The 21,845-nt window shown below is 70.7% G+C and carries 21 protein-coding genes and 1 pseudogene; 7 read left to right on the top strand and 15 right to left on the bottom strand.

Translation table 11 applies throughout. The features are described 5' to 3' along the window. Nucleotides 1-8: 8 nt before the first annotated feature. The 10 genes from AB0F52_RS09050 to AB0F52_RS09005 form a co-directional block, all read right to left on the bottom strand. Nucleotides 9-983, bottom strand: a complete 975-nt coding sequence (locus tag AB0F52_RS09050; RefSeq protein ID WP_360166503.1) for a glutamate ABC transporter substrate-binding protein — start codon at nucleotides 981-983, stop codon at nucleotides 9-11. After that, a complete protein-coding gene (locus AB0F52_RS09045) occupies nucleotides 980-2,398 on the bottom strand; it encodes a hypothetical protein (protein WP_360166500.1) in 1,419 nt (472 codons plus the stop codon). The genes AB0F52_RS09050 and AB0F52_RS09045 overlap by 4 nt, the downstream gene beginning before the upstream one ends. A 244-nt stretch (nucleotides 2,399-2,642) precedes the next feature. Continuing rightward, on the bottom strand, nucleotides 2,643-2,948 hold the full coding sequence (locus AB0F52_RS09040) for a hypothetical protein (RefSeq protein ID WP_360166687.1): 306 nt from the start codon (nucleotides 2,946-2,948) through the stop codon (nucleotides 2,643-2,645). 451 nt (nucleotides 2,949-3,399) lie between these two features. Further along, nucleotides 3,400-4,662, bottom strand: a complete 1,263-nt coding sequence (locus tag AB0F52_RS09035; RefSeq protein WP_360166497.1) for a GAF domain-containing protein — start codon at nucleotides 4,660-4,662, stop codon at nucleotides 3,400-3,402. Nucleotides 4,663-4,758: 96 nt separating this feature from the next. Further along, nucleotides 4,759-5,523, bottom strand: coding sequence for a thiamine pyrophosphate-dependent enzyme (locus AB0F52_RS09030; RefSeq protein WP_360166494.1), 765 nt, complete (start codon nucleotides 5,521-5,523; stop codon nucleotides 4,759-4,761). After that, nucleotides 5,520-6,554 carry an NAD(+)/NADH kinase gene (locus AB0F52_RS09025; protein WP_360166491.1) on the bottom strand — a complete coding sequence of 345 codons (1,035 nt, stop codon included), beginning with the start codon at nucleotides 6,552-6,554 and terminating at the stop codon, nucleotides 5,520-5,522. Before AB0F52_RS09025 ends, AB0F52_RS09030 begins: the two co-directional genes overlap by 4 nt. 205 nt (nucleotides 6,555-6,759) lie before the next feature. Next, nucleotides 6,760-6,984, bottom strand: coding sequence for a heavy-metal-associated domain-containing protein (locus AB0F52_RS09020; protein WP_360166488.1), 225 nt, complete (start codon nucleotides 6,982-6,984; stop codon nucleotides 6,760-6,762). A gap of 64 nt (nucleotides 6,985-7,048) precedes the next feature. Beyond that, nucleotides 7,049-7,252, bottom strand: coding sequence for a cold-shock protein (locus AB0F52_RS09015; protein ID WP_013222289.1), 204 nt, complete (start codon nucleotides 7,250-7,252; stop codon nucleotides 7,049-7,051). 209 nt (nucleotides 7,253-7,461) lie between these two features. Beyond that, nucleotides 7,462-7,635, bottom strand: a complete 174-nt coding sequence (locus AB0F52_RS09010; RefSeq protein WP_360166484.1) for a hypothetical protein — start codon at nucleotides 7,633-7,635, stop codon at nucleotides 7,462-7,464. Between the two features lie 203 nt (nucleotides 7,636-7,838). Beyond that, a complete protein-coding gene (locus AB0F52_RS09005; RefSeq protein ID WP_360166684.1) occupies nucleotides 7,839-9,497 on the bottom strand; it encodes a thiamine pyrophosphate-dependent enzyme in 1,659 nt (552 codons plus the stop codon). Nucleotides 9,498-9,632: 135 nt separating this feature from the next. On the opposite strand from AB0F52_RS09005, the gene AB0F52_RS09000 reads away from it, so the two are divergent. Then, entirely contained in the window at nucleotides 9,633-10,913 is a 1,281-nt protein-coding gene (locus AB0F52_RS09000) for a hydroxyacid-oxoacid transhydrogenase (protein ID WP_360166481.1), read from the top strand. Next, nucleotides 10,907-11,320: a thioesterase family protein gene (locus tag AB0F52_RS08995; RefSeq protein ID WP_360166478.1), complete on the top strand. Its 414-nt coding sequence runs from the start codon at nucleotides 10,907-10,909 to the stop codon at nucleotides 11,318-11,320. The genes AB0F52_RS09000 and AB0F52_RS08995 overlap by 7 nt, the downstream gene beginning before the upstream one ends. Before the next feature lie 812 nt (nucleotides 11,321-12,132). On the opposite strand, the gene lanKC is transcribed toward AB0F52_RS08995, so the two are convergent. Continuing rightward, nucleotides 12,133-14,700 carry a class III lanthionine synthetase LanKC gene (lanKC, locus tag AB0F52_RS08990; protein WP_360166475.1) on the bottom strand — a complete coding sequence of 856 codons (2,568 nt, stop codon included), beginning with the start codon at nucleotides 14,698-14,700 and terminating at the stop codon, nucleotides 12,133-12,135. Between the two features lie 515 nt (nucleotides 14,701-15,215). Between lanKC and AB0F52_RS08985 the strand changes: the two genes are divergently transcribed. The 3 genes from AB0F52_RS08985 (at nucleotide 15,216) to AB0F52_RS08975 (ending at nucleotide 16,863) form a co-directional block, all read left to right on the top strand. Then, the gene (locus tag AB0F52_RS08985; protein ID WP_360166472.1) at nucleotides 15,216-15,581 is read left to right on the top strand and encodes a hypothetical protein; all 366 of its coding nucleotides are present in this window, start codon (nucleotides 15,216-15,218) and stop codon (nucleotides 15,579-15,581) included. 22 nt (nucleotides 15,582-15,603) lie between these two features. Beyond that, nucleotides 15,604-15,975: a hypothetical protein gene (locus tag AB0F52_RS08980; RefSeq protein WP_103341744.1), complete on the top strand. Its 372-nt coding sequence runs from the start codon at nucleotides 15,604-15,606 to the stop codon at nucleotides 15,973-15,975. Between the two features lie 171 nt (nucleotides 15,976-16,146). After that, nucleotides 16,147-16,863, top strand: a complete 717-nt coding sequence (locus AB0F52_RS08975) for a trypsin-like serine protease (RefSeq protein WP_360166469.1) — start codon at nucleotides 16,147-16,149, stop codon at nucleotides 16,861-16,863. Between the two features lie 48 nt (nucleotides 16,864-16,911). On the opposite strand, the gene AB0F52_RS08970 is transcribed toward AB0F52_RS08975, so the two are convergent. The 3 genes from AB0F52_RS08970 to AB0F52_RS08960 form a co-directional block, all read right to left on the bottom strand. Then, a complete protein-coding gene (locus AB0F52_RS08970; protein WP_360166466.1) occupies nucleotides 16,912-18,213 on the bottom strand; it encodes an alginate lyase family protein in 1,302 nt (433 codons plus the stop codon). A 108-nt stretch (nucleotides 18,214-18,321) separates the two neighbouring features. Further along, the gene (locus AB0F52_RS08965; RefSeq protein ID WP_360166463.1) at nucleotides 18,322-18,831 is read right to left on the bottom strand and encodes a histidine phosphatase family protein; all 510 of its coding nucleotides are present in this window, start codon (nucleotides 18,829-18,831) and stop codon (nucleotides 18,322-18,324) included. A gap of 61 nt (nucleotides 18,832-18,892) precedes the next feature. Then, complete coding sequence (locus AB0F52_RS08960) at nucleotides 18,893-19,102, bottom strand: hypothetical protein (protein ID WP_360166460.1); 210 nt, start codon at nucleotides 19,100-19,102, stop codon at nucleotides 18,893-18,895. 491 nt (nucleotides 19,103-19,593) lie between these two features. Between AB0F52_RS08960 and AB0F52_RS08955 the strand changes: the two are divergent. Together AB0F52_RS08955 and AB0F52_RS08950 are read left to right on the top strand one after the other, a co-directional pair. Then, nucleotides 19,594-20,160, top strand: a pseudogene (locus AB0F52_RS08955) (glycosyltransferase family 2 protein); the annotation flags it as partial. Nucleotides 20,161-20,262: 102 nt separating this feature from the next. Further along, a complete protein-coding gene (locus tag AB0F52_RS08950) occupies nucleotides 20,263-21,138 on the top strand; it encodes a hypothetical protein (RefSeq protein ID WP_360166457.1) in 876 nt (291 codons plus the stop codon). A 148-nt stretch (nucleotides 21,139-21,286) separates the two neighbouring features. Here the strand turns inward: AB0F52_RS08950 and AB0F52_RS08945 are convergent, their stop codons facing one another. Beyond that, on the bottom strand, nucleotides 21,287-21,826 hold the full coding sequence (locus AB0F52_RS08945; protein WP_360166454.1) for a hypothetical protein: 540 nt from the start codon (nucleotides 21,824-21,826) through the stop codon (nucleotides 21,287-21,289). Nucleotides 21,827-21,845: the final 19 nt, after the last annotated feature.

Genomic DNA, 21,845 nt, shown 5'->3' with positions numbered 1-21,845 from the left:
TGCGGCGTTCACTGGTACTGCGGCGCCGGTGGCGAAGCCGCTCCGAGGCGAGCTTCGACCCAGCGGCGGTAGCTGTCCTGCCACACGCCGTTGCCACGGATCTGGTCGAGCACCGCGTTGACGTACCGGACCAGGTCCGGGCGGTCCTTCGGCACGCCGATGCCGTAGTTCTCCTGCGTCAACGGCTCGCCGCGGACCTCGAGCGTCGAGTCCTGCGCGGCCATCCCGGCGAGGATCGTGTCGTCGGTCGAGACCGCGTCGACCTGGCCCTGCTGGAGCATCACCAGGCAGTCCGACCAGTTGTCCACCGAGACCGGCACCGGCTTGGCGGAGTCCGTCGCGATCTTCGCCAGCGACGTCGACTTCTTGGTCGCGCACACCCGCTTGCCGCTCAGGTCCGCCAGCTTCTGCGCCTTCGACTCCTTGGTGACCAGGATCTTCTGGCCCGCCACGTAGTACACGGAGGAGAACTCGACCTCCTTCTTGCGCGCGCAGGTGATGCTGTAGGTCCGGACCACGATGTCGACCTGGTGCTTCTTCAGGACTTCTTCTCGCTGTGACGACGGGATCGCGCGGAACTGCACGTGGCCGTCGGCCGAGCCGAAGATCGCCTTGGCGACCGCGTTGACCATGTCGATGTCGAAGCCCTCGAGGTTGCCCGAGGTGGGGTTGCGGAACCCGAACAGGTAGGTGGTCTGGTCGACCCCGGCGATCAGCTTGCCGCGCTTCTTGATCTCGGACATCGTCGAGCCGTCGGGAACGGTCGTGCCGGCCGCCGGCGCCGGGCTGGCCAGGGGGTTGCAGCTGGTGTCGGAGCCGCCGCCGGCCGTCGCGTCCGGGCCGCCGACGTGCGCGGGCTGCGGCCAGGCCGCGTTGCTGACCGGCGCCGGGTCGACCGGTTTCCCCGGGCTGCCGCAGGACGCCGCCAGCAGCGCGACGACCGCCAGCACGCCCGCCCGGACCGTGTTCCGCCGCCTGCTCACCGGTACTCCCTCAGTCGCTCCCGGATCCCCATGGTGACACCGCCCGCGGCGACGATCGCCAGTACGGCCAAGCCGGGTGCGAGGAGCGTCAGCGCGCGGTCGCCGTTGTGGGTGTCGTCGAGGAAGGCCTGCCTGCCGACGTCGATCGCGGCCTGGAGGCTGTCGTCGAGCTGCCGGAACGCCGGCGCCGAGCCGCCTTTGGCGTCTTCCTGCACCGCGGAGTCGACGGCTTCCTGGTACGCCCCGGCGTTGTCCTGGTCGCGCACCTGCCCGTGCGCCTTCATCCAGTCGCCCGCGGCCTTCGACGCGGCATCGACCTTCGCGGCACCGTCGCCGTCCTTGATCAGGCCCCGGGCTTCGCCGAGGAGACCGCCCTGGCCGTCTTGGCCGACCAGCTGGACCGCCTTGGCGGCGAAGTCCGTCTCGTACGCGCCGCCGTCGCCCCGGGCGACCAGGGTCAGCGTTTCGTCGGCACGGGCCTGCAGCGCGGCGATCCGCGCGCGGACGAGCACGTCGACGCGGTGCGAACCGTCGTCCTGGCCGCTGCCGACGAGGCTGCCCTGGACGATCAGCGCGACCGCGCCCCACAGGAGCGACACCACGACGGCGGCCGTCGCGACGACGAGCCCGACGTTGAGCAGCCGGTTGGTGCGCCGGGTCAGGTAGACCTGGGTGACGATCAGCGCGGCCAGCAGCGCCACCACCAGGATCGTGGCGAGCCACGGGAAACCGGTGGCGCTGTCCTGCTCTTCGATGAGCCGCTCGGTGTCGACCCGGTAGAGGTCCTGGGCGGCGGGCAGGAGCTTCGCCCGCATCAGCTCGGACGCCTCGCGCAGGTAGGACGCACCGACCGGGTAGCCGAGGCGGTTGTTCGCCCGCGCCGTCTCGACGAGCCCGGTGTAGACGGGCAGCTGCTGGTTCAGCATGTCGACCGGGGTGGCGGCGTCAGCGACGTCCGCGGCGTCGGAAGCGGCCTTCGCGAGCGCGGCGCCGGCTTCGGCGATGTCCCGCTCGTAGCGCTGGCGGAGCTGGGGTGGCTCGGTGCCGATGGAGAGGAACGCGCTCGCAGCGGTCGCGTCCGCGTCCGAAAGAGAGCGGTAGACCTGCTGCGACGCGGCGGCGAGCGGCTCGCGGTGGTCGATGACGCCGGAGATCGTGTCGTCGCGGTCCTGCACCGACAGCGTCGCGACGAGCCCGGCGACGAGCGCCAGCAGCACCAGCCCGACGGCGATCACGGTGAGCCGGCCGGGGGTGGTCGCGGCCGACCGGACGATCGCGCGGACCCCCTGGCCCGGCAGGTCGAGCAGCCCCAGCAGACCGCTGCGGCCCCCGGTGCGGTCGCGGACCTCCGGTGGCGACGGTGGAGGTCCGGGCGCGGGCGCCGCAGGCCCCGGGGCCGTCGCAGTGCTGGTCATCCCCGAAATTCCTCCCCCTGCCATCCGGGGCCTCGCCCAGGCCGGGGGCGTGGCCACCCGGAGCCCCCGAAAGAGATCGCTGTGAGCCTTACTCGCAGAAGGTAGCCGAGTCGCCGCGCGCGCAGCCACCGGCACCGCCCGCTGTCATCAGCACGTGATCTGGGCGGATGTGTTCCGGCGCACACCGGTGATCAGGTCCGGACTTCCGCCAAGACTCGCCATTGGCCGTCTTCGGGGCCCGATGTCAGCGTGCCGCCGGCGAGGGCGAGTCGTTCGCGCATGCCGGCCAGACCGAATCCTTCACCTGTCCGGGTGAAGGCCGCGAGGGCGTTGCGGACGTCGAGCCGGACGACGCCGGGTGCGCGGCGGCGGCCGCGGCGAGGGTTTCGGTGAGCGGCGGGACAACCTGGCGGAGCGCGGCGACGGCGTCACGCGCCTCGGCCAGCCCGTCCGCGGCGAGCCGCCGCGATCGCCGGACCGACCGCAGTGCACCGTCCACATCGGACCGTTCGGTCGGCAGCGCCTCGGCGAGTTCGAGCTGTACGCCCAGTGCGCCAAGGGAATGCGCCAGGACGTCGTGGAGCTCGCGGGCGAGCCGGGTGCGTTCGTCGAGTGCGGCGGCGCGGGCGTGTTCGGCCTGGACGAGCCGCGTCTGCGCCAGGAGCGCCTCGCTCTGGGCCGCCAGGGCGACGTCCAGGAGGCTGGCGGCGACGATTGCGCCGACACTGACCGAGGTGAGCGTCGCGAGCCGGCCGAGGGCGATGACGGACAGCAGGATCGCCGACGAATCCCCGGCCCAGCCGACGATCGCCGCAGGCAGCGCGCTGGCCGCCGTAAGCGGTCCAGAGGCGCGGGTCCGCCTCGCGCGCGGTGAGCAGGGTCGCCGCGAAGAAGAGCTGAGCCGAGCAGCTGCACCACGAGCCAGCTCGGGGCGATGGTGTCGGGCAGGCGTTTCGGCACGGCGTCCATGATCCCCGTCCGGGTCATGTCCCGCCGGGAGGTCAGCCGCGGATGGCCGGGGCGAGTGAATGCGGGAGCACGGCTTCGTGGTCCGGCGGCCGCCGGACCACCACCTCGACGTCGTCGGCGAAGCGGTACGGCTTCGCGCCGAGGATGCCGCCGAAATGACGGCGCAGCCGGGACATCTCGGCGCGGACGGTCACCGTCCGGCCGGCGTCGCCGAACAGGTCGGCCGACAGCTCGGACGCCGACCGGCCGTCGCGCCGGCTGGCCAGCACGTACAGCACCTCGGCGTGGCGCGGGCTGAGCCGGTGCGTCCAGGTCCCGGCCGCGCTGGCCACGGTGAGCTCGGGCTCGCGCGGCGACCGGACGTCGAGCACGACGCGGGTGGGCGGGGCGGCGTCGTTCTCGGTCAGCCGGAGCAGCCAGCCGCCGGGCACGGGCTCGACCGAGCAGCCGCCGTACGCGGGCAGCCAAGCTCGCCCGGGCCCGAGACCGGTGGGCAGCGCAACCCGGTCGACCGGCGCGAGCCCGGCGGCCGCGGCGACCCAGCCGTGTTCGTCGGCCACCATCGCCCGGCCGCCGACCTTCGCGAGGACCGGGACGGCGAAGCCGCGAAGCCGTTCGAGCTCGGTGCGGTGGGTGGTGCGCAGCTGCGCCTCCGCGAGCCGCGTCACGGCGTCGACCAGCGCCAACGTCGTCGCGTGGACGGTCGAGGCGGCCCCGGAGAGGTCGACGACGCCGAGCAGCCTGCCGTCACGCGGGTCGTGCAGCGGCGCGGCCGCACACGTCCAGGAGTGCTGGGCCCGGACGTAGTGCTCGGCGGAGTACACCTGGATCGGGCTGCGCGCGACGAGCGCGGTGCCGATCGCGTTGGTGCCGACGGACTCCTCCTGCCAGTCGACGCCTTCGACGAACCCGAGCCCGTCGGCGCGGCGGCGGACCGCGGCGCTGCCGTCGCGCCAGAGGACGGCGCCGCCCGCGTCGGCGATCACCATGATGTGCGCGGCCTGCTCGGCGAGGCTGATCAGGCCATCACGCAGGATCGGCATCGCCTCGGCCAGCCCGCTCGCGCGGCGGCGCGCTTCCAGCTGTTCGAAGGTCAGCACGGGCGCGGCGGCCCGGCCGTCCGGATCCACGCCAAGGCGGCGCATCCGCTGCCAGGACGCGCCGATGACCGGCCGCAGCCGGCTGGGCAGCGCCCGGCCGCTGAGAGCCGCTTCGTGCACTTGCGCGAGGACACGCGCGTGCCGCCGGGGATCCGCCCCGGCCGGCAACGCCGCCTCGAGGTCTCGCTGCCCCAACCGCCGCTCCTTGCGCTGTGCCTCCTCGGAGTCTGCCTTTTCTGCCGGGTGATCGGTAGGTGGCGCACGTCGCGATCGGGCCGGGTTTGTCCCGATTCAGTACGAGACGTAGACGTCGGTCCCCGGGTCGTCCCGGTCGGCCGGGACGGATTTCGGCGCGGCGGCCGACTCCTCGACGAGCTGGGCGACTTCGGCGTCGATGGCGTCGAGGACCTGTTCGCGCAGCTCACCGGTGTCGGTGACGCGGGTCCGGAACCGTTGGAGGCAGTCGCCGACGTGCCGCGGGAAGCCGGCCTCGAGGAGCGTCGGGCCACCGCCGTCGCGGGCACGGCCGACCGCTTCGCCGGCCGCTTCGTGCACGGCGAAGAAGTCGGATCCGTCGATGACGACCCCCGGCACACCGAGCCCGGCCACCCGATCGGCGTAACCGGGGTTCTCCGTGACGAAGATGACGGGAAGGTGCCAGGCCGACGCGAGGGTCAGCGCCTCCAGCGTCGTCCCCGGGCCGTCTCCGAGGAAGGCCACGCCGACGCCGCCGGTGTCCTGCTGTTTCGCGGCGATCGCGGCGCCGCAGATCAGGAGCGGGACGCCGCCGAGCGTGTCCGTCGCGACCAGCCGGTGGTGCCGGATCTCGGCCAGGACGGCCCCGACGTCGACACCCTTGGCGATGCGGTGCCCGTGCCGGCGGTGGGTGCCGGCGATGGCGTCACGGCGGTCGAGGTGGAGACAGATCCCCGCGGCCAAGGCCTCCTCGCCGGCGTCCCGGGTGCCGCAGGCCGCTTCGCCGGTCGCGCGCACCCGCTCTTCGACGGCCCGGATGGTCCGCATCACGCGATACGCACCTCTGAGGGCGTCCGTCATCTTCGGCGCTCCTTCCCCGGTTCGGTGTCCGCGCGCAACAGCCCTTTCCGCGCCGCCTCCGCCATCGCCGCCCGGACGTCGACGACCCACGGCCCGTCCGGCTTGAGCTCGACGAACGCGCTCTCCCCGGTCTTCAGCTCGAGTTCGCGCTCGCCGTCGAGCGCGATGACGCCGCCCGCGGCCGCGAGCTCGACACGCACGCCGGGCCGCAGGAGCCCCCAGCCGCGCACGCCGACCGGCCGCACGAGCCCCGGCGCGATCGGCGCGTGCACGACGTACGGCGTCTCCCCGACCGGCCCGAGTTGCAGCGCGACGCCGTCCGGGCTCGACCGCGGGCTCGGGCAGAGCTGGCCAGGAACGCTCGAGAGGCCGATGCCGTCCGGCTCGGCGAAGGTGCAGTACAGCTCGGTGAGCGACGACGGGTCCCACAGCGCCCGTGCCCCGATGTGCCTGCTCAGCGACACGCAGACGTCGACGAGCGCGATCTCCCTGCGTGCTTTCGTGACGACCTCGAGCACGCTGACGCGGTGGGTGACGAGGTCGGGATCGATCTGCCCGGTGGCGATCAGCCCGGCGGCCAGGCCGGCGACGGTCGCTTCCCGCATCTGCGGGAAGGCGTTGTTGGTCCCGGTGGAGAGGGCGAGGAGGGGCACGTCCTCGCAGGCCGCGGCGGCGACCCGGGCGGTCCCGTCCCCGCCGAGGACGACGATGACCCCGGCACCGGCCTCGACCATGCGCCGTACCGCGTTGGTCGTGTCGGCTGCGGTGCCGGTGAGGGCGTCGTCCTCGCAGAAGTCGACCTTCGGCCAGGAGCCGCCTCGGCCGAGCGCGCGCAGCACCGCGGCGGAAATCCCGCCCAGATCGGTCGAGACGAGCGCCCGGTCGAGCCCGGTGACGGCGAACGCCGCCAGCAGCCGCTGGACCATGTTCGCCTTCTCCGCGGTGGGGAACACCGACGCCTGCGCGACCAGCCGGCGGATGTCCCGCCCCGAAGCGGGGTTCGCGACGATCCCCGCCACCGTTTCGCCCACCTGACCTCCCGTTCTTTCGCTCGAGAACAGGAGACTCCGCGAACGGGTGGAACGGAAGGGTTGCAGAGCGTTGCAGTACCGGTGTGAAGCGCAACGGAAGCGATGCAGATCACACCGCGCGTCTCACCCAGTGATCTCCAGTGGACTGTCCACCCTGGAGCGGCAGCAGGAGAAGAACCAACCGGGACGAGGGCCCGGCAGCGGACTACGGGACCAGGTCGGCGACGCCCTCGTAGGTGAAACCGGCTTCTTCGACCGCGGCCCGGACGTCGTCCTCCGCCAGCGCGGCTTCGGCACGCACGACCACGCGACCGGCCGCGACGTCGACGTCCACTTCGGCCACTCCGGGCAGCACGGTGATTTCTTCGGTCACCGACTGGGCGCAGTGCCCGCAGCTCAACCCGGAAACGGTGTAACCATGCTCGATCATGGTGCGTAGCGTACGAAAAGGGCCGCCACCCCGTACGGGTGACGGCCCTTTTCCAAGATCAAAGTCAGATCACGGTGACCGACGTGGCCTGCGGGCCCTTCTGGCCCTGGCCGATCTCGAACTCGACGCGAGCGTTCTCTTCCAGGCTCTTGAAGCCGTTACCCTGGATCTCGCTGTAGTGAACGAAGACGTCGCCGCCACCGTTGTCGGGGGTGATGAAGCCGAACCCCTTCTCGGAGTTGAACCACTTCACAGTGCCCTGAGTCATAAAAAAATCTCCATGTGTAACACCAAAAAACAGGAAGCCACTTCGGCGACCCGGGTCATCACCCGGACGGTTTGCTTCCTCGGCGAGGAGACACTACGCCCGCTGAGTTCTGCGAGCGTGAGGCATCACGAACACAAAAATCGAGACCGTAAGTAGTAAAGCACACCTCGAGCAGGGCGGACAAGCCATCTTCACCCGGCAGGGGTGAGCTATTCGCCACTCGCCGGGCGCAGCCCCTCGGAGGTGAACGGCGAACGCCACGTCGTGTCGTGCTCACCGGCGACCACGGCGTCGTCGTGCGTCTCGGCACTGGCGCTGAACAGCACCGGTACGACACCGGAGGACTTCCGCGCTGCTTCGGATGCGTGCTGGTGATCGGTCACGTCGAAACTCCCCTCGTTCCCTGCCCGCTTCGGCGCGGGTCATGACCGTGATGGTGCCATGGGGCACCGACAGAAACCGGTTGTTTCCCGCCGGGACCCGGCTGGGAAGGTTCAGCGGCGAACCACCACCGGAACACCGTCAGGTTACCCGAGCCAACGCCCTGCTACCACACGACATTCCCAGCTTTTCCGGAACGAAACCGTTACTGGGCCGGAGGTTGCGGACGCGCCTGTCCGAGCAGGGCCGAGATCCGCACGTCCGGGGTCACGACGTCGGGATCCGTGCGCACGTCGATGACGCACGGCCGCTGCCGCACCAGCGCGCTGGCGATGATGGGCTCGAGCTCTTCACGATCGTCCACGGTGTACCCGGCCGCGCCCAGCCCACGCGCCCACGACGCGAAGTCGGTCAGCGGGATGGAGACCCCGGTGAGCCGGCCGTAGGTGCGGGCCTGGTGCATCGCGAGCGCCCCGTGGACGCCGTTCTGGAAGACGACCACCATCACCGGCGCCCGGTACCGGACGGCCGTTTCGATCTCCTGGCCGGTCATGAGCGTCCCGGCGTCCCCGACCATGGCCACGACGGTCCGCCGCGGCTCGGTCAGCTTCGCCGCCACGGCGGCCGGCACGGCGTAGCCCATGGCGGCGTTGCTCGGGCCGAGCTGGCTGCGCGGCGCCGTGAAGCACCAGTAGCGGTGCATGAACTGCGCGAAGTTACCCGCGTCGCTGGTCACGATGGTGTCCTCGGGCGCCAGCTTCCGCAGCGCCCGGACGACGTCGACCGGGTGCACCCGGGTGTTCCCGCTGGTGTCGGGCGGGGTCATGAAGGTGTGCACGGCCGCGTTCGCCGCCGAAGCCCGCCGCGTCCGCGGCGACGCCACCTCCCGCAGCTCCCGCAGGAACGGCTCGACCTCGGAGTCGACGCGGAACGTCAGCCCCCGCCGCTTCGGGCTGACATCGATGCCGGTGCCGACCATGACCAGCGTCTGCTGCGCGGTCGGGTAGCGGTAGGCCTGCGTCGTCACCTCGTCGAGCTGGGTGCCGAGCGCGAGCACCAGGTCCGCGCGCTCGAGTGCGTCCAGCTGCCGGGCCGGGATGCCGAGCCCGAGGTGACCGGCGTAGCGGGCGTGGTTCTCCGGGAAGGCGTCCTGCCGCCGGAAGGCGTTGTAGACGGGAAGCGCGAGCTCATCGGCGACGGCGATCAGCTCGTCCCGAGCCGACCGCGCCCGCCCGCCGACGATGACCACCGGGTACTTGGCCTCGTCCACCAGCTGCGCCACGGCATCGGCCGAACGGCCCAGCGTCCCGGACGCCGGAGGCCGCACTCGCGCCATCGGCTTGGCCGCGTCGTAGGGCATGCCCCAGACGTCGCAGGGCACGCCGAGCACGACCGGCCCCGGCCGTCCTTCCTGCGAAGTCGTCAGCGCGTGCGCGAGCAACCCCGGCAGCCCGTCCGGGTCGGTCACCCGCAAGGTCGACTTGGCGATCGACTCGAACATGGCCGTGAGGTCCGACGTCGGCAGCGCCCCCGACGACGAGGGCACCGGGTCGGCCGCCGGCGTCTCCAGCAGCACGACCATCGGCGTCTCGTCCTGGTACGCCGTTTGGACGCCGATGGCCAGGCTCGCCGCACTCGGTCCCCGGCTGGCGAGCAGCACGGCGGGACGTTCGGTGAGCTTCCCCTCGGCCTCCGCCATGAACGCCGCCCCCGCGTCGTGGCGCGCCGAGACCAGCGTGATCTCCCGCTCCCGCTGCAGGGCGTCGAGCAGTTCCAGGAAGGACTCACCGACCACCGCGTACACGCGGCGGACACGCGCCTCGGTCAGGATCCGCACGGCCGTCTGGGCGACGGTCGCTCCCAGTTGGTATCTAATGAGGAGAGCTTAGGCGGGCACCGTTCAGTGCAGTCAAGTGATCTTCACCGAAACCGGACAAGGATAGGCCGAATGTCCGCTTTGACCGACTGGTAGCCGATCAAGGGAGCGAGGACCGCAGACTTGGCCGCGACCGAACATGAAACTGTTTTTACTTATGGCGCACCGGCGTTGAAGTACGGCACCGGCGCCAGCGACGAGATCGGCTACGACCTGACCCAGTACGGCGCGCATCGCGTGCTCGTCGTGACGGATCCCCAGGTGGCCGCGACAGGCTGGCCCCGCCGCATAGCCGACGGCATCGCGGGCTACGGCATCGAGACCGAGGTCTTCGACGGTGTACACGTCGAGCCCACCGATGTCAGCATGCAGAAGGCGGTTGACTTCGCGCGCGGAACCGGTCCGTACGACGCCTTCGTGGCCGTCGGCGGCGGATCCGCCATCGACACCGCCAAGGCCGCCAACCTCCTGACGAGCAACGACGGCGAGCTGATGGACTACGTCAACGCGCCCGTCGGCGGCGGCCGCGCACCGGCCCGCCCCCTGAAGCCGCTGGTCGCCGTGCCCACCACCACCGGCACGGGCTCCGAGAGCACCACGGTCTGCGTCCTGGACGTGTTGTCGCTGCGCGTCAAGAGCGGGATCAGCCACCTGCGGCTGCGCCCGACCCTGGCCGTCGTCGACCCACGGCTCACCGTCAGCCAGCCGCCCGGGGTGACGGCCGCCAGCGGCATGGACATCCTGTGCCACGCCGCGGAGAGCTACACCGCCAAGCCGTACACCGAGTTCGAGCGCAAGCGCCCGGAGCAGCGCGTGCCGTACTGCGGCTCGAACCCGCTGGCCGACATGTTCGCCGAGCAGTCGCTGCGGCTGCTGTCGTGGGCGCTCCCGGCCGCGGTGCGCGACGGTGCCGACCTCAAGGCCCGCGAGGCCATGGCCCTGGCCGCGACGTTCGCCGGCCTCGGCTTCGGCAACGCCGGCGTGCACATCCCGCACGCGAACGCCTACCCGATCGCCGGCCAGGTCAGGGATTTCCACCCGGACGGCTACCCGGGCGAAGAACCCATGGTGCCGCACGGCATGGCCGTCTCCTTGACCGCGCCCGCCGCGTTCCGCTTCACCTTCGACGCGGCGCCGGACCGCCACCTGCGCGTCGCCCGCCTGCTGGCTCCCGACTTCGAGTGGCCCGGCGACTTCGCCGACCACCTGCCGGCGGTGCTGATCGACCTGATGCGGCAGATCGGCATCCCGGACGGCATCGGTGCCGTCGGCTACACGGAGTCCGATGTGGACTCCCTCGTCGAGGGAACCCTCAAGCAGCAGCGCTTGCTGGCCACCGCACCCCGCGAAGCGTCCGCGGACGATCTGTCCGGAATCCTGCGCGAGTCGGTGTCCCTGTGGTGAGCGGGTACCCGCACTGGCAGACGGTTCCGCTGCGCTGGAAGGACAACGACGTCTACGGGCACGTCAACAACGTCGTCCACTACTCCCTGATGGACACCGTGATCAACACGTGGCTCATCGAGCAGGGCGGCCTCGACATCGAAACCGGGGCGGTGATCGGGTTGTGCGTCGAGTCGCACTGCGGGTATCACTCATCGGTGTCCTTTCCTGGTTCGTTGAGGGTCGGGTTGCGGGTGGCGCATCTCGGGAAGTCCAGCGTCCGCTACGAGATCGGGATGTACGCGGCCGACGAGTCCCTGGTCGCGGAAGGGCACTTCGTGCACGTCTTCGTGGACCGCGAGTCCCGCCGGCCGCAACCGGTCTCCGGCAAGCTGCGCGAGGCGCTGGAGGCACTGCAGCCCGGTTGACGTGCACCGCCGCCGTGCCACCTCCTCCTGCGGCGCCGATTCCAGGCTGTGTTCTCCTCGCCCTTCCGATCATGCACCACGGCACCGACAACTCGGGCCGATCAGCCCGAGTTGTCCACAGGCGACCCCAACACCGGCGAGTTGTCCACAGATTTACCGCGAGGGGTTCCACACCCCCTCGACGGCGATAAGCTGGGAAGCACATGAGATCGGTCCACAGTGGACGAGCTGTTTCTCGCCGGATCGGCTAGTAACACGGATGGCGGCCTAGGCGTCGATCCGGTTGCGGCGGCAGAAAGGTGAGCCGACGGCTCGAGAGTGGTCCCGGCCCGTCGCCGGAAGGCGTCCCGCCGACGGTCACGGCACCCGAACACGGAAGTGGACCAAACAGTGGTGGTCACGCGTCCGCTTCCGGCAGACGCCCCGGGAGCGGACGCGCCACTGCCCAATGGCCAGGTGGAGGTCGCGGAGTCGCCGGAAGGCGCCCCGCCGACGACCGTGACCCCCACCCGCAGTCGGCCTGGTGGTTGATAGCGGACCCGTCGCCGGAAGGCGCCCCGGCGGCGGCCCGCGCCACTACCGCAGGCAGCGGCCGCCCGACACTGGGCGGTTGGCGCGGCTGGCACCAGGCCGGTTGGCCCGGTACTGGGCGGCTGGCCCGGTACTGGGCGGTTGGCCCGGCCGGGCATGTCGACCGGACCGTCGAGCCCTTCGCTCCCGGACGCGGCTGGACGTGAAGCACTGCTTCACCTCCGTGCACACCGTCTGAAGCAGACAGCGGATTCCTTCGCCGGCCGTCGCGACGATTCCGGTCAGCGACCGGTAGCCGGATGGATCGGCGTGCCACCCAGGAAGGGCAACACCTCATTGCCGTCATAGAGCGAAGCCAGAGAAAGGAGGATCCCCGCGCTGCCGGTCTTGACGTCCATCGAGAGCCGCAACAACCGGTTGCCCGGGAAAGCGAGGCCGTTCTTGTACGGCACCGCATACCAGGCCAGCCACGCCAGGTGCCGGTCGATCGCCGCCGCACGGCTCGGCTGCTCCGCACCCGGATGCGCGGCCAGCGCGACCGCCAGCCCGCAGCGGCCGTTGAGCAGGCCCGGCTGGACGACGACCTCGCCGTGGCACGCCTCACGGAGAGCGGGAAGGCTGTCCACGGCCTCCGCGTCCGGGCAATGCCGCGCCAACTGCTCGCCGACCAGGAGGATCCCGGCGCTGCCGACGCCCGCGTAGGGCAACGTGCGAGCCGCACCGTCGCGGACCTGCAGCGAGCCGTCGTCGGCCTCGATGCATTCTTCGAGGTCGCGGCACAGCGCCTGATCGGCAAAGGAGAGCCAGGCCGACTCGCCGGTGCGCTCGAAGAGCCGGATGAACAGCAACGCCGGCCCGGCCCACCCGGACAGCAGGCCGGCACGAGCGGAGTTCCCCGGCGGCGCGGCGGTCTCCAGCGCCTCGCCCAGCCGGACGGCCGTGGTCAAGGCCTGGCGCCCGAACTCGTTGTCTTGGCGGACCGTCGCGAAGTGCAGCATCGTCAGCCCGATGCCGGCCAAGCCGCTCTCCAGGGAGTGGTCGGTCGTCTGCTCGACGAGCCGCGCGGACGTCGCCAGCAGCTTGCCGGCCACGTCGTGGTGCCCGAAGTTCTCCAGCACGTACGCGATGCCGGAGCTGCCGTCGTAGAAGCCGGGCCGGGTCGGTGGCTCACGACGGACCGCTTCGATCAGCCAGCGTTCGTGCTCGGGGAAGCGGCCGGCACCGGCGACGTCGAGAGCGTGTAGCACGCCGGCGGCCCCGACCCCGAAGCACGCACCGCCGACGCGGAACTGTTCGATGTCCCCGGGGAACAGCCGGTCCTGGCGCGCGGGAGTCGCGCTGGCGAGGATCGCCTCGGCGATCTGCTTGCGGACCAGCGACCAGTCCGGTTTGTCGTGGTCGAGCTCGGTGTGGACCGATGCCAGCTCCGCGGAGACTTCATGCGGGGCCAGCACCGCGACAGCGGCATCGGCGTATCCCTCGGGCAGGGGGAATCGGCGTTCGACGAAATCGGCGATACGACGCAGCTTCGCCGGAGCGAGCTCGGCCAGGGGCGATAGCGGCAGGAAGAGCCACAGTCGCAACGCTGCGAGCGCGTGCTCGTCGACCGCGAAGCCGGTGCGGTCAGCCGGAGCGCGGAAGCCGGGCGTGCCCGGTGCCGGGCGTTCGGCGGACTCGGCATCGAACGCCGTCCCGAAGTCGGTCAGGGAGATCCGGTCGTGGTGGTCTTCGTCGACCAAGATGCTCAGTGGGTGCAGGTCACCCAGGACGATGCCGCGGGCGTGGGCTTCCGCGACCGTCTTCTCCACTCCCTCGACGATGTCCAGCGCGCGGCGCGCGTAGGCGGCGATGTCGACGGCAGTCGTGCTGCGCCTGGTCAGCGGGTAATTACGGGTCAGCCAGCCGGCCAGCGAGATACCCGGCAGGTACTCCGTGGCCAGGTAGTGGCGCTCGGAAACGGTGAACGACTCGACGACCCGCGGCACGCCCGGGATGCCGGCGAGCCGGCCGAGCATTTCGTGCTCTCGGCGCAGCCGTTCGACGGCGTCGACCCGCGCTTCGTCGAGACCTGCGTACGGGCGGGCCTCCTTGAGGACGACCTGGTCACGGCCTGCCTTCGGGTCGGCGAGGTAGCTGCCGCCGCCGTTCGAGACGTGTAGTGGTCGCACCGTCCGGTAGGGAAACGGGACCCGGGCACCCGCTTTGCCCACGGTGATACTGCTTCGCAAACAAGCCGGGAGTTTGACCCAGTCGGGCATGGAGAACGTCGGTTCCCGCTTCTCGGGGACCAGCCGGCCGTCCGGCTTGCGGACGGCCGGGACGCGGTTGCCATCGTGCTCGACCCACTGTTCTGCGAATCCGCCGTAACGCACGTAGAGGGGACCGTCGCCGTACCGCAAGGCGCTCGGAATTCCGGGGCCGTGCTCGCCATCGAGCCGCGTTGACAGGTCGGCGAGGACTCGCTCGAGTTCGTTGTGGTCGGCCGGGTAAATGGTCGCCAGCTCGACCTCGCTGTCGCTGGATGCGTATTTCGAATTCCGCGCGAGCAACGTCAGCGGCGAGCGGAGGTGCCGGTAGGCGACCGCATGCTCGTTACAGGACCCGTACACCTGCGCGAGCACCCGGCTCGCGTTGTCCAGACCGGCCGAAACGTGAACCTGCCAGCCCTGGGCAGGGAGAACGCGGCCGTCGGGGTGCCTCGAGCGCCACACTCCACGGTCCGTGGTGATCCATCCCGCGGCCGGCGCGGGGAGCGCCGGGGTGAAATCCTCGACCGGCGCGCTGTTTTCCTGCTGTTCGTCGTAGAACAACGGGTCGGCGAAGCAAAATGCTTCGTAGCGCAGGTCCATCCGAGATACCCCTCCGTGCGACCCCCGGGCATGACTGCCCCGGGACGAGGAATATTCCCCCATGCCGGACAGCTCTGCGCCAATCCGCCAACCCGGCGGTTCAACTGGGCTATCCGAGGTAGGCAAAAAGGGCGTCTACCGGCCGGTATACGAACCCAGGGTGATTTTGTCCAGTCCAGCCACCACACCATAGTGGAACAATGTGAAGATCTTTCTGACATTTCCGCAGGTCCACCGAAGGGTCCGGCTGAAAATCCCACCGAATTGGCAACTTGCCATCAAGACCGACCGGTGATCAATTTTCGCGGTAGGCGGCCGTCGCGTGAGGACACCTCGGCCATGCCGGATCACGACGGTGGTCCGCGCTACGCCCGCAGCGCCCCGACGTGGGGGTCCGCGCCACGCCGGCAGCACCTCGACGGTGGTGGTCCGCGCCACGCCCGCGGCACCTCGGCGGACGGGCCCGCCAGTACCACGGAGTAAGTTGACGGCCGGCGGACCGGAAGGAGGAACGGGTGGTCTTCGGATTCGCCGTGACGGTCGCCGTGGCTGCCACGCTCGTCGCGCTCTGGAGCTTCGTCCAGTCGGCTCGGAACCGGCTTCCGGACAACCCGCTCCTGGTCGCCCTCGCGGTCATCGAACTGCTGCTGGTCGTGCAGCTGGTGATCGGGATCGTGCTGCTCGCCGGCGGTGACCGGCCCGGCAGCCTGGCGACGTACCTGGCCTACCTGATCGGCTGCCTGGTCGTGCTGCCCGTCGGCGCCGCCTGGGCGCTGGCCGAGCGGAGCCGGTCGAGCACCGCCGTGCTCGGTATCGCCTGCCTGGCCATCCCGGTGATGGTGCTGCGACTGAACGAGGTGTGGAGTGGAGCAACAGCGTAGGACGGCCAGCGGTCCCGGACGGGTGCTCGTCGCCGTGTACGCGATCTTCGCGCTGGCCGCGACGTCGCGGGCCGGCGTCCAGATCGGCACGAAGTTCCACGAAGCCCCGCTCGCCTACCTGCTGTCGGCGTTCGCCGCGGCCGTCTACATCGTCGCGACGATCGCGCTGGCCCGCCGTGGCGACGGCTGGTGGCGCGTGGCTCTCGTCGCCTGCTCGATCGAACTGCTGGGCGTGCTGACGATCGGCACGCTGAGCCTCGTCGACGCCGCCGCCTTCCGGCACCCGACCGTCTGGTCCGTCTACGGCGAGGGATACCTGTTCATCCCGCTCGTGCTGCCGGTCGTCGGGCTGTACTGGCTGCGGAAGACCGCCCCGGTGAAGATCGCCGCCTGAGCGCGCGGAACAGTACGGGAACTGCACGTAGCCCACTCCGGGAAATAAATACGGTTTCGACCGGCGACTTTCGTCGGTTCCGGACATTCGCCGGAAACTCGGACAATCTTCGAGTTCGGTCCCCACCGGCTTTCCCCCCACGCGGTTCTCCCCGCGTGAAAAGGAGTGAGCGTGAAATTCGGCAAGTTCGTCCTGCTGGCCGCGAGCACCGCACTGGCCGTCGTCGGCCTCGGCGGTCCGGCGGCCGCCGACAGCACCCCGCAGGCCCAGCCGTCGATCATCGGCGGCAGCACCGCCACCAGCGGCCCATGGGCGGCCCGGCTGTTCGTCAACGGTCAGCAGAACTGCACCTCGACGATCATCGCCCCGCAGTACATCCTCACCGCCAAGCACTGCGTCAGCAGCTCCGGCACCTACACGTTCCGCATCGGCAGCCTCGACCAGTCGAGCGGCGGGACGACGGCCACCGGCTCCACCATCACGCGGTACCCCGGGTCCGCCGACCTGGCGATCGTCCGGCTCACCACCTCGGTGAACGCCACCTACTCGCCGCTCGGCAGCGTCGGTGACGTCTCGGTCGGCCAGAACGTCTCGGTCTACGGCTGGGGCGCGACGAGCCAGTGCGGCTCCGAGATCAACTGCCAGTCGCGGTACCTGAAGGTCGCGACCGTGCGGGTGAACTCGATCGGCTGCAGCGACTACACCGGCGGCGTCGCCGTGTGCGCGAACCGCGTCAACGGCATCACCGCCGGCGGCGACTCCGGTGGCCCGATGTTCGCTTCCGGCCGCCAGGTCGGCGTCGCGTCGACCAGCGACCGGTCGAACAACACCGCGTACACGAACATCACGCGTTATCGCAGCTGGATTTCGCAGGTGGCGGGCGTCTGATTCCGCCGGAAAAGGGCCCGGTCGCGAACGGCCGGGCCCTTTTCGCCGTCAGGACGTCGAAATGTCGTCGAGCTGTTCCGCAGCCGGCCGCACCGGGTAGAGGTCGCCGCCCGGCTCCGCCGGCACCCGGGGCAGCGCCGTGCGCGCCGCCCGGTCGCCCGCGTCGGCCGCCGCGTGCAGGACGTCCAGCGCCGCGTACGGCCGGAAGTCCAGCTCGGGGTACGGCCACGCCGGCTGCCCCTGCGTGGCGCCCGGGATCAGGAGATCGACCGCGCCGAACAGCGTCGCGCCGCTCGGCGCCGTGTAGTGCCACAGGTCGACGCCGACGTGCTTGCCGATCTGCGCGAGCCGGGTCAGGGCGACCAGGTTGAACGCCGAGTAGTGCCAGCTGCGCGTCCGGCTCGTCTCCTGGGGTTGTCCGCCACCGGCCTGGATCTGCGGCGCGATCCGCTGCGGACCGGCGTCCCGCGCGATGGCCGCGGCCAGGTCCCGCTGCCCCGTGCCGAGGGCGAGCGCGGCGACGAGCATGTCGTAGAAGCTGCCGTGGTTGTTCTGGGCCTTGGCTTCGTCGGTCCCGTTCTTGCTGGTGCGCAGCCAGTCCAGGAACTGCGTGTACCAGCCGGTCATGCCGGCCTGGTCGGTCTTCGTCCAGCCGGGCGCGCCGGTGGCCAGGATCGCGGTGGCGTCGACGACCTGGCTCAGCGTGTAGGAGAACTCGATGATGCCGATGCCGCGGCCGTCCACCTTGCACGGGATGCCCTGGGCGAAGTTCATGTTCGGGTTCATCTTCGTGGCCGCGTCGAGGAACCACGTGCGCAGGTCGAGCGCCGCGCGCTGGGCGTACCGCGCGTCCCCGGTGTAGTACCAGGCGAGCGCGAGCCGGTAGATCGCGGCGAACGCCTGGCCGCGGTAGGCGTGGTCGGTGATCTCGTCGACGATCGGGTTGCGCTGGCCGTCGCGCTGCACGAACGGGCAGCCCCACGGGTTTTCGGCGGTCGGCTCCGTCGTCGGCCACCAGTACGGCGCCAGGCTCAGGTAGTCGTGCTTGTCCCCGCTGGGCGGGACCTGTTTCTTCGCCGTGACGCTCCACGGCCCCGCCGTGAGGTCGGTTTTCGCGGCCGCGAGCAGGTTGTTCAGCGCGGTGCGGGACGTCTTTTCGCCGACGAGCGCGGCGAACTTCGTGCGAAGCAGCTGATTGCCGTCGAGAACAGCGGTTGCGGGGGCGCACACCGGCCCGATGATCGGGACAGCGCAGCCGGTGGGTCGCGACGCGGCCTCGGCCGGTGCGGCGAAAGAAGCGACGAGGCCGAGCGCGGCGAGCGCGGCCACGACGGTGTGGCGGAAAACCATGTCCGCTCCATTCACAAATATGAACATCAGACCTGTGAGTGAATGGAGAGTACGCATGTGAACATGCTTGAAGCAATGCCTGGTCCGAACCACCGGACACCGCGACCGTCAGCTGGTGAAGTCGCGCGGCCGGAAGAAGGCGACGAGCCGGGCCGTGCGGAGGGCGTCCCAGGGATCCGTGGTCGCGAGCACGGCCGCGGCGCCGGTGGGGAACTTGGTTCGGACCGTCAGCGTCTCTTCCCCGTCCCCGGCGAGGTGCAGCGTCACGTCGCTGACGCCGGGCTCGTGCCCGACCAGCGCGAGCGTGGTGATCTCGGGCGGCGTCCGGCGGGCGGCGTTCAGCAGCTCGGGGACGTCGGCGCCGTAGAGGTCTTCGTCGTACTCGACGGGCGGCGGCGCGGGGAGTTCGTCGCTCACGCGCTGCCAGGTTTCCCGCGTGCGACGCGCGGTGGAGCAGACGACCAGCTCGGGAACGTGCCCCTCGGCGGCGAGCCACCGGCCGAGCCGAGGCGCGTCACCCAGGCCGCGCGGCGCGAGGGGCCGCTCGTGGTCGGGCAGGCCCTCCGACCAGTCCGACTTCGCGTGCCGGACAACGATGAGCCACCTGGTCGCGTCCATGCCCGCCACCCTAACGGCGAAGGGGCCCCGAAGCGGTTCGCTCCAGGGCCCCGGTTCCCGCTCAGCCGATCACTGCTGGGTCGGCACACCCGGCAGCGCGACCTGCGGCGACGCCGGCGGGCAGACCGCCGAGTGTCCGGCCCGAAACCGAGCCCAGGGCACCGGTGGCCTTGCCGATGGCGTCGGCCGACCCGCTGCCGAGCAGTCCCACCGCTCCTCCGACGCCGTCGGCGCCGAGACCCGGCGTGTCGGTCCGCGACGACGTCGTCACGGGCCAGCGGCGACACCCCGCCGGGCACGCCGGTCAGGTCGAGCTCCACCGGGATGTGCGCGGCCTTGGTCCGGCCGACCACGACCTCGGTCGTGTCGGTACCCGTGTTGAGCACCTCGGCCAGGATCGGGATCGTCACGTTCTTCACCTGCGGCACCAGGCCCACTGGGATCTGCACCGCCGGCTTCGCCGTCGGCGTCCCGCTGACGTGGCTGTCCACCGTGCTGTCGACGTGGTTGTGCACGGCCGACAGCGCGCCGACGCCCCAGCGGAACACCTCGGGGCCGGCCGCGACCGGCACGTCGAGCAGGACGCCGCTGAGCGCACGGGTCGGCCGAGAGGAGGTCGCCCGAGAGCGCGGCGCCCGTGCCGTCGGTGACGATCTGACCGGTCGCCTGGGCCAGCGGCCGGATCGGCGCCGGGACCGCGTCACCGGCGATCGCACCGTCCACATCGGACGTGTACGTCGTGCCACCGGCGTGCGAGCTGACATCGCCGGCCCGCAACGCCGACCCTGGCGCGGCTCGCTGCTCGGGGACTTCGAGCTCGGAGTCCACCTGCTGACGGAGGACTGGAAGACGGGCTTCAGCGTCGACACGCACGTCGACCAGGAAGGCGTGTTCAGCATGCGCCGGTTCCTGGCGCAGCGAACCCGGTGGAGCCAGGGCGATGCAGTGCGCGCGGTACGCCCGCAGGATCTGGAAGTCCCCGCACCTGACCACGTTCGGCGCGGCGGAGATGCTGTAACTACCTGGCCCAGCCGTGGATGCAGCTGCTGGGCAGCGTGGTGTACCCGATCCCGTTGGTGCTGCTGACGATCCACGCGATCACCGAACCGGCGGTGGCGTGGGCGTGGGCGTGGTTCACGGGCGGCGCGTGGAAATACCTGCTGGGGTACGGCGTGGCGGGCACGCTGCCGTTCCTGATCCGGGCTGGTCCGGGGGCGCAACGGGTGCGCCAAGACGCGCCGCAACACCGAGCGGACGAACACCGCGGTGGTGGCTTTGGACCGGCACCGTCACGAAGATTTCCTGACACCGGCACGATTAACCCGATAGGGTGGGCCCCCGGACGAAGTTGATCTAGAAATCTGGGTGGTAAAAGTGGGGAAAATCCGACGTCTGGCAACGATCGCGACCGGTGTCGTGGCAAGTGTGGCGATGGCGGCCGCACCGGCTTCGGCGGCGACGTCTTCGGTGGACCTGCCCGAGGGGATGACCGCCAGCTACATCGTCGTCGATCAGGAGACCGGCACCGTCTCCGCCTCCGACGAGCACAAGCAGTACCGTTCGGCCTCGCTGGTCAAGCTGTTCATCGCGCTCGACTACCTCGAATCGCACGGCCCCGACTACGAAATCCCGGCCGACGACCTGGCGCTGCTCGAGCCGATGCTGCGCTCCAGCAACGACGACGCCGCCAGCACGCTGTGGGTCCGCGACGGCTGGGACGAGATCGTCAAGCGGATGGTCACCAAGCTCGGTCTCACCGACACCGCGCCGCCCGCCGCCCGCGGCAAGTGGGGTTACACCGCGATCAGCGCCGCGGACATCGCCAAGACCTACCAGTACATCCTGCACGACGCGAACCCGAAGTACCGCGACTTCATCATGGGCAACCTGGCGCAGTCGACCAAGTGCGGTTCGGACGGCTTCGACCAGTCGTTCGGCCTTCCGAGCGCGGTGCCCGGCCCGAAGGCGGTCAAGCAGGGCTGGTCCGGTTTCGGCGCCGCGCCGGCGCCTGGCCAGGAATGCACGGAGACCAACGCCCGCGCGCTGCGCGTGCTGAATTCGCCGGAGGTCAAGGCGGCCACCGCGATCGCGTCCAGCGGCGAAAGCACGCTCGGAGCCAAGAGCACGTTCAGCGCCCAGGACATCGACCTGACCAGCCGGGCCATGCACACGAGCGGCACGGTGGGCGCGGACAACGACAAGATCGTGGTGGTGCTGACCCTGGAGCCGACCACGCTGTCCTGGCAGGACTCCGCCAGCCGGATCACCCAGCTCACCCAGGAGATCTACTTCCAGTGCGCACTGTGAAAGCGCTTAGCTGAAGCACCGGTGGCGGCGGTCGCCGACCAGGCGGTCGCCGCCGCCGGAAAGCGCCTTGGCTCGCCGAGCTGGAGGCCGAGTTCTGGAGCCGTGGTCGGAGGTTGGCCCCGCCGACGTCGTCGAACTGGCTGAGCGGTCATTGCTGGTTCCGTGTCCCCGGGAGGGTGACTTTTGGCTGTTCGAGCCGGACACGATCGGCCCGGACGGCGATTGGACCGCGTACAGCTGGTTCTCCAACGACGGCACCCCGCCGCACCCATACCCCAGCTTCGGCGCCCTCCTGCTCAACGCCCCGTGAGGAGTCCGGACACTGGCCGGGGTGAGGCCCCGCGCTGACCTGCCTGGCCAACGTCGTCACGGCGAAGTTGCGGTCGGCGAGCAGTAGCATGCCGGGTCGTAGGCCGCTGAGCAGTCGTGGCGCATAGCGGGTCTCGCCCACGCTGATCGGACCGAAGACCGCGTCGATGATCGTGCGGCTGCCGCAGGTCACCCCCGAACTCGGCCGCGAGGTGCTGAGCGAGCGCGCCACAACGACCCGGATCCCTGAACGATCTTCGACGGTCCCCGCGCCGGTCATCGCCTTGACCGTCTTGCCCCGACGCAGGGTCGCCTCCGCCAGCGTGCAGTAAGAGGGACCCGCACGATCCGCGATGGCATCGCCGCCGGACGCGAACACCCCCGCACCCTCACAATCC

This window comes from Amycolatopsis sp. NPDC024027 (genome assembly GCF_040638975.1).
In the GTDB taxonomy this organism is placed as follows: Bacteria; Actinomycetota; Actinomycetes; order Mycobacteriales; family Pseudonocardiaceae; genus Amycolatopsis.
The sequence above is the reverse complement of the archived record's forward strand: the minus strand, read 5'-3'. Positions and strand labels throughout refer to the sequence as shown.